Here is a 15659-nt window from a genome sequence, read left to right as displayed (position 1 = left end):
TCTGCGTGGGAATGCAGCCCGGGACGCTCTGCGTCCCTCGAATGGACGCGAAGCGTCCGATGAGGCGTTCCCACGCAGAGCGTGGGAACGATCAGGAAGGGTTCAGACAGCCGGCTGACTATGCGGAAACAACAGATCGACAAAGCGTTCCGCCGTCGGCTGCGGTTCATGGTTGGCGAGGCCGGCGCGTTCGTTGGCTTCGATGAACACGTACTCGGGCTGATCCGCCGCCGGCACCATCAGATCGAGCCCGACCATTGGAATATCCAGCGCCCGCGCCGCGCGCACTGCCGCGTCGACCAGCGTTGGATGAAGAATGTCGGTCACGTCTTCCAGCGTCCCGCCGGTGTGCAGGTTGGCCGTGCGCCGCACGAACAGATGCTCGCCGGCCGGCAGGATGCTGCTGTAGTCGTAACCGGCGGCATGCAGCGTGCGTTGGGTTTCGTGGTCCAGCGGAATCTTGCTTTCGCCACTGGTGGCGGCTTGCCGGCGGCGGCTCTGCGCTTCGATCAGCGCACCGATCGAATGCTGACCATCGCCGACCACTTCGGCGGGCTTGCGAATCGCCGCCGCCACCACTTCAAATCCGATCACCACGATGCGCAGATCAAGACCTTCGTGGAAACTCTCCAGCAGCACGCGACTGTCGAACTGCTTGGCGGTTTCGATAGCCTTTTGCACCTCTTCGATGGTGCGCAGATCCACCGCGACGCCGTGGCCCTGTTCGCCATCGAGAGGCTTGACCACCACCCGTTGGTGCTCATCGAGGAAGGCCAGGTTGTCGTCGGCATTGCCCGCCAGTTGCTGCGCCGGCAGTTTCAGGCCTGCGGCCTTGAGCACCTTGTGGGTGAGACTTTTGTCCTGGCACAAGGTCATGCTGATGGCGCTGGTAAGGTCACTGAGCGACTCGCGGCAACGCACGCGACGGCCGCCATGGCTGAGGGTGAACAGCCCGGCGTCGGCGTCATCGACTTGCACGTCGATACCGCGTCGATGCGCTTCTTCGACGATGATGCGCGCGTAAGGATTGAAATTCGCCTCCGGGCCCGGGCCGAGAAACAGCGGCTGGTTGATGCCGTTCTTGCGCTTGATGGCGAAGGTCGGCAGGTTGCGGAAACCCAGTTTGGCGTAAAGGTTTTTCGCCTGACGATTGTCGTGCAGCACCGACAGATCGAGATAAGCCAGGCCGCGACTCATGAAGTGCTCGACCAGATGTCGCACCAGCACTTCGCCGACGCCGGGGCGCGAGCAATGCGGGTCGACCGCGAGGCACCAGAGGCTGCTGCCATGTTCCGGATCGTTGAAGGCTTTTTCATGATTGAGGCCCATGACACTGCCGATCACCGCGCCGCTGTCTTCGTCTTCCGCCAGCCAGTACACCGGGCCGCCCTGATGATGTGGCGTGAGCAGCTCCGGATCGATCGGCAACATGCCGCGCGCCTGGTACAAACGGTTGATGCCCTGCCAGTCGGTTTCGCTCTGCGCACGACGAATGCGGAAGCCGCGAAACACCCGCGTTGCCTGCCGGTAATCGCTGAACCACAAACGCAGGGTGTCGGATGGATCGAGAAACAGCTGCGTCGGCTCGAGGCCGAGAATCTGCTGCGGTGCGGCAACATACAGGGCGATATCGCGCTCGCCGGGTTGCTCGTTGAGCAGCTCCTGCGCCAGTGACGCCGGGTCGGGAAAGGTGTGACCGATCAGCAGCCGGCCCCAACCGCAATGCACGGCAATCGGGGCGCTGGCAGGCTCGCTGCCGTCTTCGGCCAGGCGCGCCTGCAAACGTTCATACGAGGGGGCCTGACCACGCAACAGGCGTTGGTTGATGGACGTGGCATGGGGTTTCATCAATCAGATTCCTTGTTCACTGAGCCACAGGTTCAGGGCTGCCAGTTGCCACAGTTTCGAGCCGCGCAACGGGGTCAGCTGGCCTTGCGGATCAGTCAAAAGCTTGTCGAGCATGCTCGGGTTGAACAGGCCGCGATCCTGGCTCGGATCCAGCAGCAGCTCGCGCACCCAATTGAGCGTGTCGCCCTGCAAGTGCTTGAGACCCGGCACCGGGAAGTAGCCTTTCTTGCGGTCGATCACTTCGCTTGGAATGACCCGACGTGCGGCTTCCTTGAGCACTTGCTTGCCGCCATCGGGCAGCTTGAATTTGCCCGGAACGCGAGCCGACAGTTCGACCAGTCGATAGTCGAGAAACGGCGTGCGCGCTTCCAGGCCCCAGGCCATGGTCATGTTGTCGACGCGTTTGACCGGGTCATCGACCAGCATCACCGTGCTGTCCAGGCGCAGCGCCTTGTCCACGGCCGCATCGGCGCCAGGCTGGGCAAAGTGCTGTTTGACGAAATCGCCCGCCGCATCATGGTCCACCAGCCATTTCGGCTGGACCGTCGCCGCGTAGTCGTCGTAGCTGCGATCGAAGAATGCATCGCGATAAGCGGCGTACGGATCCGCCGCGCCGTCGACCTGCGGATACCAGTGGTAACCGGCAAACAGTTCGTCCGCGCCTTGGCCGCTCTGCACCACTTTGCAGTGCTTGGCCACTTCACGGGACAACAGATAGAAAGCGATGCAGTCATGGCTGACCATCGGTTCGCTCATTGCGCGGAAGGCGGCGGGCAGTTGCTCGATGATTTCTTTCTCGTCAATGCGCAACTGATGGTGGCGGGTGCCGTAGTGCTTGGCGATCAGGTCCGAGTACTGGAACTCGTCGCCGCGCTCGCCGCCGGCATCCTGGAAACCAATGGAGAAGGTCGACAGATTCTCCACACCGACTTCGCGCAACAGGCCGACGAGCATGCTCGAATCGACACCGCCGGAAAGCAACACACCGACGTCCACTGCCGCACGCTGACGAATCGCCACCGCTTCGCGGGTGCCGTCGAGTACGCGATCGACCCAGTCTTCCAGATTGAGGTTTATCTCGTCTTCATTCGGGCCGTAGGGCAGGGTCCACCAGGTTTTCTGCTCGGTGCGGCCATCGGCCTCAACGCGCATCCAGGTGGCCGGCGGCAGTTTTTCGATACCGGCCAGCAAGGTGCGCGGCGCAGGTACGACCGCGTGGAAATTCAGATAGTGATTGAGCGCCACCGGATCGAGGATCGGGTTGATGTCGCCGCCCTTGAGCAGCGCTGGCAATGCCGAGGCGAAGCGCAGGCGTTGGCCAGTGCGCGACAGGTACAGCGGCTTCACGCCGAGACGGTCACGGGCGATGAACAGGCGCTTGGCATCGCGCTCCCAAATGGCGAAGGCGAACATGCCGTTGAGCTTCGGCAGCAGTGCCTCGCCCCAGGCGTGATAACCCTTGAGCAGCACTTCGGTGTCGCCACCCGAATAGAAGGCATAACCCAGTGCTTCAAGCTCTGCGCGCAGTTCCGGGAAGTTGTAGATCGCGCCGTTGAACGCCAGGGACAGGCCCAGTTGGCTGTCGATCATCGGCTGCGCCGAGCCGTCCGACAGGTCCATGATTTTCAGGCGTCGATGACCCAGGGCAATCGGCCCTTGGGCATGGAAGCCCCACGCGTCAGGGCCGCGAGGGGCCAGGTGATGGGTGATTCTCTCGATCGCTGCAAGGTCTGCAGGTCGTTGATCAAAACGTAACTCGCCAGCTAATCCGCACATAAAGTCCTTACCGGTTTTTCCGTTGGGGAAGGTCAAGCCGTACCACGCGAAAAGTGCGGGTACTCAGAAACTGACCTGTCACGGTAGGCGGAGTTTTAGATCGATAAGTTATAAGGGCGGCGCTACGGCCTCTGCAGGTCGGTGCTAGAGGGCGCCCCTGGCAGCGTTAGCCGGTTTTTTTGCGGGGCGGTAGCGGGCTGTTTTATAGGCCGAAAAACTGCGTGTGTTTGCGGCATTTGCCAGCAGTTTTTTCCATTATCAATTCATTCACACCATCGCTAAGGTCGAAAGCCCCAACAGCAATAAAGGACTATTGCCATGTCAGTGCAGCAACAGAAACAAAACCTTGCTCCATCTTCAGTGCTCGGCACGCTGCTGGAAGCCACCGCAGACCTCGACACGGCCGAAGCCCTGGAGAAAAGTCTGCCGCCTTATTTGCTCAAGGCTTCGACCGACACGCTGGCCACGCTGGATCAGACCGCTCGCGAGCTGCATCGCCTGCAGCTCAAAGTGGCCAAGGATCTGGCCGGATTGCAATCGTTGCGCGGTTTCTGCAAAAAAGAACTCACCGCTGCGTTGAACGCCAAGTGGCCGGCGGTCTATGACGTCGAACAGGATGTGCTCAGTCTGCCGGGTGACGATTGCGGCTGCGATGCGACGGCGACCAACCAGGCGGGTATCGATGTCGTAAAACACGCCGCGCAAACCCTGCTGCAGGCGGCGATGCAGAACTTCACTGAAGACGAGGAGCAAGCCGATGGTTTCCCGTCCGGCAGTGCCGTGCGCATTGCCAGTGCGCCTGCGGGAGTGCAGGGCCTGACACCGCGGGCGTTCGCCGCGTTGTGCCGCACGCTCGACCTGGGCAAGAAATATCAGCAACATTTCCAGCAAGTCTTCGGCCTGCGCGATGCCGACGGCAAAGTCGTGACCAGCAGTGTCCTGACCCGCGACATTGGCGCGATGAAAAAAAACCTGTTGCAGCTCGACGCCCATCTGGCCGCGCTCAAAGCTGATATCACTCCGCAGGGATTGCGCATGCTGCAGGATCTGATTGATGCCCAGGGCGTGGCGTCGGCAACCCTGCGCCACGGCAACGACCCGATGATCATGCAGGGCATCGAGATACTGGACAGCTGCGTGTGGGGCGTCGTGGTGTTCTGCGCGCGCTCGGTGCAGGAACATCCCGAGGATGGTTGCCTGGTCTACATGGCGGGCGAGCCCGAGAGGGCGTTGTACGAATATCCGAGCTTCAATGCCTTCAAAAACTATCTCACGCAACAACTGCGCAAACCGGACTACAAGGATTATTTCGGTCGATGCCTTGATGAGGATGACAAAGCCGATTTCTTCAAAACGTTCGAGGAAAAGGGCGAGTTGGGCCTCATCAAGCAACTGTCGATGAGTGTCCCGCTTTTTGATTTCATGGTGCAGAGTCACGTCGGCAAATTACAGATCGATGCGCGCAAACTGGCAGTGCCGACGGCAGATACCGATGAGGACGCACGCCAGAAACGTCTGCTGGATTTTCTCCAGTTGGGCGTGACCATTGCGTCAGTGGCGGGCATGTTTGTGCCGGTCCTTGGCCAACTGATGATGGGCGTTGCGGTCGGGCAATTGCTCGGCGAAGTGTATGAAGGGGTCGAAGACTGGCAGCGTGGCGATCATCAGCAAGCGCTTTCGCACCTGCTCAGCGTGGTGGAGAACATTGCGCTGATGGCGGCGTTTGCCGGCGGGCAGAAGGCGTTGGGCACGCTGGGCGGCAAACTGCTGCGCTCGCACCCGGAGTTCTTCGGGCAATTTCGGGCCATCCTCAATCACGCAGGCAAGGCACGTCTGTGGAAGCCCGATCTCGTTGCCTATGAGCATTCACTCCCGGCGGGATTCACCATTGATGCCAGCTCCAAGGAGTTTTATCAGGTGGGCCGCAAAACCCTTGGGCGTGTCGATCATCGATTCTTTGCCGGCAGTTACGATGCCGATGCCAGCCTGTGGCGTCTGGAGCATGCCAGTCGCGCTGACGCCTATGCCCCGGAGTTGGCCCGACACGTTGAGGGGGGCTGGCGCATTCCTGGCGAAGAGCCCGAGGAGTGGGGCAGTTCTGCGTACGCACTCAAACGCATCGACCCGCACCTGAGCGAATTCACCGACAGCGACCTGGATAACATGCGTCGGCTCAGTGGCACCAGTCATGACCAATTGCTCCAGGCGTTCAACGATAACCTGGCGTTGCCGGAGCGTCTGCGCGACACGGTGGAACGCGTGCGTCTGTCCCGTCAACTGCGCCAGCTGACCCGCGAACTGCAGGCCGGCGAAGTACATTCCGGCCAGCCCGCCGACGAGCAATTGCACGCATTGCCCAAGCTCAAGGGCTGGCCAACCGACCGCTATATCGAGGTGACCAACGCCGATGGCAGCGTCGAGGCCACATATCCATTGACCCGCGAGCCCGACGAAGCTCTGAGCGTGGCAGTCAGCCGTGAACAACTGGCGGCGGGGCAGTTGCTGCGAACGGTCATTGATGGCCTGTACCAGAACGAAGTCGATGCTTTGCTCGGCGGTAAAACCGCCGCCAGCCTGGAAGAGTCGGCGCTGGCGAAAAAGCTCGGCGCGGCGCTGAAGACGGATCATCGGGCGGTGCTTGAGCGTATGTATCAGCGTTATGACCGAAGCGAGGCGGACGATGTGCTGAAGTTGCGCAAGGTCTTTGCCGCCATTGCGACGCGCCATGGGCAGCGGCTGATCGAGCGCGCGCCGAGTATCGAACGATTGCATCTGCGCGAGACCGGGCAGGTGCCGTTACGGATGGGGCAACGCGTCAGGCAAAACATCAACGCAGTGCGACTCGATCGTGCCCTGGCAGGTTTGCATTGGCCACGACTGGCCAATGCCGATACCGACAAACTGGCCATTCAGTTGCTGCCACGACTGAGCGGCTGGGATGCGCAATTGCGCTTGCAAGTGCGTGACAAGACACTCGCCGGGCCAATCCTGGAAGCCATCGGCGATGCCTCTGCGAAACCCGAAAATACCTGCTCGCTGGTGAAGTCTGCTGCCGGTTACGAGGCGTTCAGTGGCGACGGCAAGTCACTTGGCAAAGTGGCAGCAGCGCCGGGGGATCTGTACAGCGCGATTCTCAAAGCGCTGCCGTTGCGTCAGCGGACGGCCGCCGGGTTGGGCGAGTCTGCGCAGGCCGACACCGTGCGCTTGCGCAGCAAATTGCTCGATGCGGCGCTGGATGAACGCGAGGAGACGGCGCAGACATTGGTTCGCGGCACGTTTGAGCCTCGGCTTGTCGAGCCGGCCTGCATGCAGAGCGATCAGGCTGCCGGGACGGAGCATTCGCGGGCGCTGCTGCGCAAGGCGCGCAAACTGTATCCACGCTTGAATCAGCAGCAGCTCAGCCAATTGCTCGATGAGCTGGGCGATGATCCGTTGAGCCGTGCGACCCGCATCAAAGCCCTGCGTCAGGATCTGCAAACCCTGCGTGACGCGCTGTTTGTCTGGAGCGAAGATGCCGCCGCACTGAAAGCCATGGGGGGCGATCTGGCCGAAGCGCGGCACAGCCGGAAAATCGCCGCCGAGTTGATCGAAGAAGGATTTCGACGCTTTCATTGGGCCACCAACGAAGAGGGAAAAAGCCTCTGTACCCTCAACCTTGACGGCATGCGCATCGGTAAGGTGCCAACATTGCCGCCGTCGGTGAGCTTCGACCACATAGAGCAATTGTCGATGCGCAACATGGCGCTGGGTGATGATGTCGCGCACTTCCTCAAGTCCTTCAAACAGCTCGAGCTACTGGAACTGGGCAGCAACACGATCACCCGGCTGCCTGAAATGTTGTCGCACATGCCGCGTCTGCAACGGCTGAGCCTGGCAGGCAATCAGCTCAAGCTGACCGAACAGACCCTGGCGAAGCTGAACAACCTGAGCACGTTGCGTTACCTGAATCTGGACAGGAATCCGTTGGGCGCCACCCCGGATTTCAGTCAAATGAAGCAACTGCGCCGCTTGTCCCTGCAAGACACCGGCATCACGGAACTGCCAGAAGGCCTGTCCAACTCCGTCCACATTGAATTGATGAACCTGACCGGGAATAAAATCAAAGAGCTGCCCGACTGGTTATTCCAGAAAACACGCCATTTCACCAGCGCACTCAAGCTGGGACTGAATCCTTTTTCCGAACGCAGCAAAACGCATCTGGAAAACTATCGCGATAATTTCGGCATCGGTATGGACTACCTCCCCGATGACATCGCCAGGATGAACGAGCAACACGCCCGCTCGCTCTGGTTGACCAAGAACAGTGGCGAGGAGTGGGCAGAACAGACGCGGATCTGGACGGCATTGCGAAACGAGCCGAAGGCCGATGGGTTGTTCACCGTGCTGGCGCAACTGGGCGATACCGCGGACGGGAAAAAGGCCAGCGCCGACTTGCAGCGACGCGTCTGGGCGGTACTGAAGGCGGCCGAAGCTGACGGGCCGCTGTGTGAACAAGTGCTCGACACGGCTGCCGATCCGCTTCATTGCACCGACAACGCAACGCTGGTGTTCAGTCGCCTGGAAGTCGAGGTGGAAGTCGAGCGGGTAACCAGCGCGGCAAGCGGCCGCAAGGTCACTGCCAAAGCTCTGCTGGAACTGGGCCGCAGTCTGTTCAGGCTGGACAAGCTGGAAGAAATTGCCCTGGAGCATTCGCTCCGGGCGCCGAAGGTCGATGCACTGGAAATGAACCTTGCTTATCGCATCGGTCTGACCGATGAGCTGGGGCTGCGCGGTCAACCGAAAGGTATGCTGTTCGATGCCCAGAGTGGCGTGACAGCCGCTGATCTTGAGGTCGCCAGAAATCGCGTGATGACTGCCGAACTTTCCCCGCAATGGCTGAAATACATGCAGGAGCGAACGTTCTGGCGTGATTATCTGAAGCGTACGTTTACGCGCAAATTTTCAATGATCGATGAATCGTTCGCGCCGCGCATGAGTGCCCTCGATGAGCAGGCGGACACCCTCCTCAGTGCCGACTATGTGAGTCAGGCGAATGCCCTCCAGCTTGAAAAGGAGCAGGCACAAGAGGCAGTGATCAAGCGCCTGACCGAAGAGTCCATACGCCTGATGGATCTCGGCCTCTGTGTGATGCCGGACATCTGATATTCACTTGCCGCGAATCAGTTTGCGCAAGGCAAACCGGTTGGGATGGCACGCTTCGGCCACGCTGCGCGGCAACGGCAGCGGCTCGTTGTCCAGCCATGCGGCAAGCAGTTCGCCGGACAGCGGCGCGGTGATCAGCCCGCGAGAACCGTGGCCGCTGTTGACGTACAGACCGTCGAGCCATGGGCAGGCGAGGTCCGGCACTTGCCGGGCGTCTTTGCTCAACGCAGCGTAGGTTTGATTGAAGGTTTGCAGATCAGCGAGCGGACCGACAATCGGCAGGTAATCGGGGCTGGTGCAGCGATAGGCTGCGCGGCCCTCAAGGTTCTCAATTGGCTGCTCGCTGATGTTCAGACGGCTCAGCAGATCGCTGGAAATCTCTTCGAGCATCGCCAGATTGCCTTGGTGCTCGGCAGTTGTGGGCGTCAGGTCGTCGCTGTTGAAGTCGAAACTCGCGCCCAGGGTGTGCTCGCCCAGACGCGCCGGGGCGACGTAGCCTTCGGCGCACACCACGGTGGCCAGCGCACGACTGTCTGCGGTTTCAGGCAAACGCGTGATCTGCCCGCGAATGCGCTTGAGCGGCAATTCGGCACTCTGGGCAAAACGTTTGATTTCGGCGGCTCCGGCCAGGATCACCACTGGCGCGCTGGCGAGCAAACGCTCGCCGTCGAACGCTTGCCACTGGTCAGCGACTTTGCGCATTTCCAAAGCTTCGTGATGGCTGAGCAATTCAATGTTGGCGTGCATCGCCTGGGCCTGACACAGCGCTGGCGGATGCACCCAGCCGCCTTCGGGGTAAAACAAGCCGCCGTGGGCCACGCCGACACCGGCGCGAGCCTGCGCTTCGGGTTGTTCCAGCCACTGCAAGAGATCTTCAGGAAACGCCGCCGCCAGTTGCCCGTGGCGCTCGGCTTCCTTGGCATTGAACGCCAATTGCAGTACGCCGCAGTCATCCCAGTCGCTGCCGCGTTGCAGGCTTTCCAGCAGGCGCCGGGTGTAACCGAAGCCGCTGACGATCAACTGCGACAACGCCGTGCCATGGGCGGACAACTTGAGATAGAGCACGCCTTGCGGATTCCCCGAAGCTTCCTGCGCCACCGCCGCGTGACGCTCGAGCAGACTCACCTGCCAGCCGCGCGCCGCCAGACTCGACGCCGTCGCGCAGCCGGCCAGGCCCGCGCCGATCACCAGCGCCCGGCGCTCACCGCGCAACGGAGCAGGGCGGGCGAACCAGGGTTTCGCCGGTATGGGCGCCGCCACCTCGGCGGGCCAACCGAGAAATTCGCCACGCAGGATTTCCCACTTGTGGCCGATGCCCGGTGTGCGCTTCATCTTGAACCCGGCAGCGTTGAGCAGACGCCGGACCCAACCGGTGCTGGTGAAGGTGCTGATAGTCGATCCCGGTGCGGCCAAGCGCGCCAGTTCGACGAACAGCTCAGCGGTCCACATGTCCGGATTTTTCGCCGGGGCAAAACCATCGAGAAACCACGCGTCGATCTGTGCATCGAGTTGCGGCAGTTGCTCCAGCGCATCGCCGATCAGCAAGGTCAGCGTCACTCGACCTTCGGCCAAAGTAATGCGCTGAAAGCCTTGATGAATCGCCACGTAGTGCCTGAGCAACTGATCGGCCAACGGCCTGAGTTCCGGCCACAGTGCCAAGGCCCGGCGCAGATCCGCAGGCGCCAGCGGGTACTTCTCGACGCTGACAAAATGCAGGCGCGCACCGGCCACTGCGTGTTGTTCGAATAGCTGCCAGGCGCAAAGAAAATTCAGCCCGGTGCCGAAGCCGGTTTCGCCAATGACCAGCCGACCATCCGCCGGCAGCGCAGCGAAACGCTCGGCCAGACGGTTCTGTTCAAGAAACACGTAACGGGTTTCCTCCAGCCCCGACTGATCGGAAAAATACACGTCATCAAACACCCGCGAACGTGGGCGTCCCTGGTCGTCCCAGTCGAGTTGGGCGTGGGGCATTTCGGCTTTCATGGCAGGCTCGGCAAACACAAGGCGGCCATTCTAGCCGATCGCGCCGGTACTACCGATCCAGCACAAGACTCGCGGTGAAAAGAACCCTGTGGCGAGGGGATTCATCCCCGCTGGACTGCGCAGCAGTCCCAAAACCACAAGACTCGCAGTGAAAAGAACCCTGTGGCGAGGGGATTCATCCCCGCTGGACTGCGAAGCAGTCCCAAAACCACAAGACTCGCAGTGAAAAGAACCCTGTGGCGAGGGGATTTATCCCCTCTGGACTGCGAAGCAGTCCCAAAACCACAAGACTCGCGGTGAAAAGAACCCTGTGGCGAGGGGATTTATCCCCGCTGGACTGCGAAGCAGTCCCAAAACCATCCACCCCGGCTTCCCGATCCAAACCACACTTCCCGTATCTACGACTACTGCACAGCCAGTCAACGATAAATCCCCTCACCACAAAGTTCTCATCCCGTCCTGAGTTCATGGGAATTTCTGCCCTGCGCCCGTGCCCAATCCGCTAGTCTTGCTGAACCCTGGAAGGAGCCGTCCAATGTTTGAATCCGCTGAAATCGGTCACGCCATCGACAAAGACACTTATGAGGCGGCGGTCCCTGCGCTGCGTGAAGCCTTGCTGGAAGCGCAGTTCGAGTTGCAGCAGCAGAAACGCTTTCCGGTGATCATCCTGATCAACGGCATCGAAGGGGCGGGCAAGGGCGAGACGGTCAAGCTGCTCAACGAGTGGATGGACCCGCGCCTGATCGAAGTGCGCACCTTCGACCAACAAACCGATGAAGAACTGGCGCGGCCACCCGCCTGGCGCTACTGGCGGATGCTGCCGGCCAAGGGGCGGATGGGCGTGTTCTTCGGTAACTGGTACAGCCAGATGCTCCAGGGCCGGGTGCACGGACTGTTTAAGGATCCGCGTCTGGACCAGGCCATCGCCGGCGCCGAGCGTCTGGAAAAAATGCTCTGCGATGAAGGCGCGCTGATCTTCAAGTTCTGGTTTCACCTGTCCAAGAAGCAAATGAAAGCGCGGCTCAAATCGCTGGCCGACGACCCGCTGCACAGCTGGCGCATCAGCCCGCTGGACTGGCAGCAGTCGCAGACCTACGACAAGTTCGTCAAATACGGCGAGCGGGTGCTGCGCCGTACCAGTCGCGATTACGCACCGTGGCATGTCATCGAAGGCGTCGATGCCAATTACCGCAGCCTGGCGGTGGGCAAGATTCTCCTCGAAGGCCTGCAAAGTGCGCTCAAGCGTGCCGAGGTCAATCCACACGAAGTCAGTGCCGCGCCGCTGGGCACGCCGGTCGATCAGTTGAACCTGCTCGACAGCCTCGACCTGACCCAGCGTCTGGACAAGAAAGACTATGAAGAACAACTGATCACCGAACAGGCGCGTCTGTCCGGGCTGATGCGCGACAAACGCATGCGTCGCCATGCGCTGGTCGCGGTGTTCGAGGGTAACGACGCGGCCGGCAAGGGCGGGGCGATTCGCCGCGTGGCAGCGGCGCTCGATCCGCGTCAGTACAGCATCGTCCCGATCGCCGCGCCGACCGAAGAAGAGCGCGCACAACCGTATCTGTGGCGGTTCTGGCGACACCTTCCGGCGCGGGGCAAATTCACCGTGTTCGACCGCTCTTGGTATGGGCGGGTGCTGGTCGAGCGGATCGAAGGCTTCTGCACTCCGGCCGACTGGCTGCGCGCCTACGGCGAAATCAATGACTTCGAAGAGCAACTGGCCGATGCCGGCGTCATCGTGGTCAAGTTCTGGCTGGCCATCGACAAGGACACGCAGATGGAGCGCTTTCAGGAGCGCGAAGAGATTTCCTTCAAGCGCTTCAAGATTACCGAGGACGACTGGCGCAACCGGGAAAAGTGGGACGACTATCGCCGGGCGGTCGGCGACATGGTCGATCGCACCAGCACCGAGATCGCGCCGTGGACGCTGGTCGAGGCCAACGATAAACGCTGGGCACGGGTGAAAGTTTTGCGCACCATCAACCGCGCGCTGGAAGACGCGTTCGAGAAATCCGACAAGAAGGCCAAAAAGCACAAGGACTGAAGCGATGGCCGCGCATACGCCGGGTGAATGATCCTCGCGGTCGGCAAGAAGGTGGACTTATGCTCAGGTCCACTCTCAACCGACAACAACAATGAGGTATGCCATGCGTGAAGTGGTGATCGTCGACAGCGTGCGGACCGGCCTGGCCAAATCCTTTCGCGGCAAGTTCAACCAGACCCGCCCCGATGACATGGCGGCCCACTGCGTCAATGCGCTGCTGACCCGCAACGATATCGACCCGGCCAGCGTCGAGGACTGCATCGTTGGCGCCGGCTCCAACGAGGGCGCGCAGGGCTACAACATCGGCCGCAACGTCGCGGTACTGTCGCGCCTGGGCACCGGCACCGCCGGCATGACCCTCAACCGTTTCTGTTCCTCGGGCTTGCAGGCGATTGCGATTGCCGCCAACCAGATCGCCTCCGGTTGCAGCGACATCATCGTTGCCGGCGGCGTCGAGTCGATCAGCCTGACCCTGAAAAGCGTCAACACCGATCACCTGATCAACCCGCTGCTCAAGCAACAGACTCCCGGCATCTACTACACCATGGGCCAGACCGCCGAAGTGGTGGCGCGCCGTTACGGTGTCAGCCGCGAAGCCCAGGATCGCTATGCGCTGCAAAGCCAGATCCGTACGGCCCAGGCCCAGGCTGCGGGTCTGTTCGACGATGAAATCGTGCCGATGGCGGTGAAATATCGGGTCGAGGATAAGAACAGCGGTGAAGTGCAGATTGTCGACGGCGTCGTCGAGCGCGACGACTGCAACCGCCCGGACACCACCTACGAAAGCCTTGCCGGTTTGAAACCGGTGTTCGCCGACGACGGTTCGGTGACGGCGGGCAATTCCTCGCAGCTGTCCGACGGTGCCTCGATGACACTGGTGATGAGCCTGGATAAAGCGCTGGAGCTGGGGCTCAAGCCGAAAGCGTTTTTCCGTGGCTTCACCGTCGCCGGTTGCGAGCCGGACGAAATGGGCATCGGCCCGGTGTTCTCGGTGCCGAAACTGCTCAAGGCCAAGGGCCTGCAAGTGGCGGATATCGATCTGTGGGAGTTGAACGAGGCGTTCGCTTCGCAGTGCCTGTACAGCCGCGACCGGCTGGAGATCGACAACGACAAATACAACGTCAACGGCGGCTCGATTTCCATCGGCCACCCGTTCGGCATGACCGGCTCGCGTCAGGTCGGGCATTTGATCCGGGAATTGCAGCGACGCAATTTGCGCTACGGCATCGTCACCATGTGCGTGGGTGGCGGGATGGGGGCGAGTGGGTTGTTTGAGGCGGTGCGCTAAAGGATTGGTTGCCTGTTCAGGCCCCTTCGCGAGCAGGCTCGCTCCCACAGGTTCAGGGTGTACATAATTTCAATGTTCACCAAAATCCTGTGGGAGCGAGCCTGCTCGCGAAGGCAGCGCCACGGCTCAGCGGCTGGAACCCTGCCGCTGCATCCGCGCTATATAAGCCTGAATCTCCCGCTCGATCACCTGACTGTCATACGGCCCTTCGAGGGTATTTTCCCGGGTGCTGAAATACAGCTCGCCATTGACCCGACACACGCGGTCGCTGCGAAAACGGGTGGCGGGGGCGCTGTCCTCGGCGCGCATGGCGTACATGTCGGTCTCCCTGATATGCGTTGAAAGGTCTGCAATCAGCTTATGCCTGAAGCACTTGGCGCGCCTGCCCGGCCGATCAACGGCGGCGCGCCGGTTTACTGCTGCGACCTGCACAGTTTCATTCGCGGCCTGCCGGTAACTGTCCCTGTGTTGTGCGCAGCCGGACGCCTAGAATGAGTGTTCTTGTCAGCAGGCTTTTGGGGTTCGCATGCACATTTCATCGGGGCGCTGGGTGTACGGACTGTTCCTGGCGCTGCTGACCGCGTTTCTGTGGGGCATCCTGCCGATCAAGCTCAAACAGGTATTGCAGGTGATGGACCCGGTCACGGTGACCTGGTTTCGCCTGATGGTGTCCGGTGGCTGCCTGTTCATCTATCTGGCGTCGGTCAAGCGCCTGCCAAGTCGCAAGGTGCTCGGGCCGAAGGGTGGCTGGCTGGTGCTGATGGCGGTGCTGGGGCTGGTCGGCAATTACGTGCTGTACCTGATGGGCCTCAACCTGCTCAGCCCCGGCACCGCGCAATTGGTGGTGCAAATGGGGCCGATCATGCTGCTGATCGCCAGTCTGTTCGTGTTCAAGGAGCGCTTCAGCATTGGCCAGGGCATCGGCTTGCTGGTGTTGCTGATCGGCTTCGGCCTGTTCTTCAATCAGCGCCTGGCGGAGCTGCTGACCTCGCTGTCCGACTACACCGCCGGCGTGCTGCTGGTGCTGCTGGCGTCGACGGTCTGGACCTTCTATGCGCTGGGCCAGAAGCAATTGCTGACGGTGTGGAATTCGTTGCAGGTGATGATGGTGATCTATCTGTTCTGCGGGTTATTGCTGACGCCGTGGGTGCATCCGCTGGAAGCGCTCAACCTGAGCCCGTTGCAGGGCTGGCTGCTGTTGGCGTGCTGCATGAACACCTTGATCGCCTACGGCGCATTCGCCGAAGCACTGGCGCACTGGGAAGCATCGCGGGTCAGCGCAACATTGGCAATCACGCCGCTGGTGACGTTTGTGGCGGTGGCGATTGCGGCGCGGATCTGGCCGGACTATGTGCATGCCGAGCAGATCAATGCGCTGGGCTATGGCGGGGCGGTGCTGGTGGTGCTGGGTTCGGCGCTGGTGGCGTTGGGGCCATCGTTGATTGCCGGGCTCAGGGCGCGGCGGGCCAGGGTTGTGCCAGGCTGACGATCGGCGGCGCCTGAATTCGCGAGCAGGCTCGCTCCCACTTTGCAATGCAATTTTCCTGTGGTAGCGAGCCTGCTCGCGAAGAC

Annotated in this window: 8 protein-coding genes; 4 read left to right on the top strand and 4 right to left on the bottom strand. The window is 61.2% G+C overall.

Annotation, left to right across the window (positions count from 1 at the left end; all coding sequences use genetic code 11):
* Positions 1 to 102: 102 nt before the first annotated feature.
* Together ngg and ACYSTU_RS23165 are read right to left on the bottom strand one after the other, a co-directional pair.
* A complete protein-coding gene (ngg, locus tag ACYSTU_RS23170) occupies positions 103 to 1848 on the bottom strand; it encodes an N-acetylglutaminylglutamine synthetase (protein ID WP_499001831.1) in 1746 nt (581 codons plus the stop codon).
* 3 nt (positions 1849 to 1851) lie between these two features.
* A complete protein-coding gene (locus ACYSTU_RS23165; protein WP_499001828.1) occupies positions 1852 to 3624 on the bottom strand; it encodes an N-acetylglutaminylglutamine amidotransferase in 1773 nt (590 codons plus the stop codon).
* A 318-nt stretch (positions 3625 to 3942) separates the two neighbouring features.
* Here ACYSTU_RS23165 and ACYSTU_RS23160 point away from each other — a divergent pair, with 318 nt between their 5' ends.
* A complete protein-coding gene (locus tag ACYSTU_RS23160) occupies positions 3943 to 8766 on the top strand; it encodes an NEL-type E3 ubiquitin ligase domain-containing protein (protein WP_499001826.1) in 4824 nt (1607 codons plus the stop codon).
* Between the two features lie 3 nt (positions 8767 to 8769).
* Here the strand turns inward: ACYSTU_RS23160 and mnmC are convergent, their stop codons facing one another.
* On the bottom strand, positions 8770 to 10749 hold the full coding sequence (mnmC, locus tag ACYSTU_RS23155; RefSeq protein WP_350483055.1) for a bifunctional tRNA (5-methylaminomethyl-2-thiouridine)(34)-methyltransferase MnmC2/FAD-dependent 5-carboxymethylaminomethyl-2-thiouridine(34) oxidoreductase MnmC1: 1980 nt from the start codon (positions 10747 to 10749) through the stop codon (positions 8770 to 8772).
* A gap of 535 nt (positions 10750 to 11284) precedes the next feature.
* On the opposite strand from mnmC, the gene pap reads away from it, so the two are divergent.
* Positions 11285 to 12799 carry a polyphosphate:AMP phosphotransferase gene (pap, locus tag ACYSTU_RS23150; RefSeq protein WP_499001823.1) on the top strand — a complete coding sequence of 505 codons (1515 nt, stop codon included), beginning with the start codon at positions 11285 to 11287 and terminating at the stop codon, positions 12797 to 12799.
* Between the two features lie 103 nt (positions 12800 to 12902).
* Positions 12903 to 14087 (top strand): thiolase family protein, encoded by a 1185-nt coding sequence (locus tag ACYSTU_RS23145; RefSeq protein ID WP_016770940.1) that lies wholly within the window; start codon positions 12903 to 12905, stop codon positions 14085 to 14087.
* Between the two features lie 126 nt (positions 14088 to 14213).
* Here the strand turns inward: ACYSTU_RS23145 and ACYSTU_RS23140 are convergent, their stop codons facing one another.
* Entirely contained in the window at positions 14214 to 14405 is a 192-nt protein-coding gene (locus ACYSTU_RS23140; protein ID WP_122603652.1) for a DUF6316 family protein, read from the bottom strand.
* Between the two features lie 208 nt (positions 14406 to 14613).
* Between ACYSTU_RS23140 and ACYSTU_RS23135 the strand changes: the two genes are divergently transcribed.
* Positions 14614 to 15573, top strand: coding sequence for a DMT family transporter (locus tag ACYSTU_RS23135; protein ID WP_186567789.1), 960 nt, complete (start codon positions 14614 to 14616; stop codon positions 15571 to 15573).
* Positions 15574 to 15659: the final 86 nt, after the last annotated feature.

Source organism: Pseudomonas glycinis (assembly GCF_054871425.1).
Note: the sequence above shows the minus strand (reverse complement) of the source record. Positions and strands in the feature narration are given on the sequence as shown.

Excerpts from the sequence above, each read along its gene's own strand:
- ngg (WP_499001831.1), bottom strand. The coding sequence starts at position 1,848 with ATGAAACCCCATGCCACGTCCATCAACCAACGCCTGTTGCGTGGTCAG.
- ACYSTU_RS23165 (WP_499001828.1), bottom strand. The coding sequence starts at position 3,624 with ATGTGCGGATTAGCTGGCGAGTTACGTTTTGATCAACGACCTGCAGAC.
- ACYSTU_RS23160 (WP_499001826.1), top strand. The coding sequence starts at position 3,943 with ATGTCAGTGCAGCAACAGAAACAAAACCTTGCTCCATCTTCAGTGCTC.
- mnmC (WP_350483055.1), bottom strand. The coding sequence starts at position 10,749 with ATGAAAGCCGAAATGCCCCACGCCCAACTCGACTGGGACGACCAGGGA.
- pap (WP_499001823.1), top strand. The coding sequence starts at position 11,285 with ATGTTTGAATCCGCTGAAATCGGTCACGCCATCGACAAAGACACTTAT.
- ACYSTU_RS23145 (WP_016770940.1), top strand. The coding sequence starts at position 12,903 with ATGCGTGAAGTGGTGATCGTCGACAGCGTGCGGACCGGCCTGGCCAAA.
- ACYSTU_RS23140 (WP_122603652.1), bottom strand. The coding sequence starts at position 14,405 with ATGTACGCCATGCGCGCCGAGGACAGCGCCCCCGCCACCCGTTTTCGC.
- ACYSTU_RS23135 (WP_186567789.1), top strand. The coding sequence starts at position 14,614 with ATGCACATTTCATCGGGGCGCTGGGTGTACGGACTGTTCCTGGCGCTG.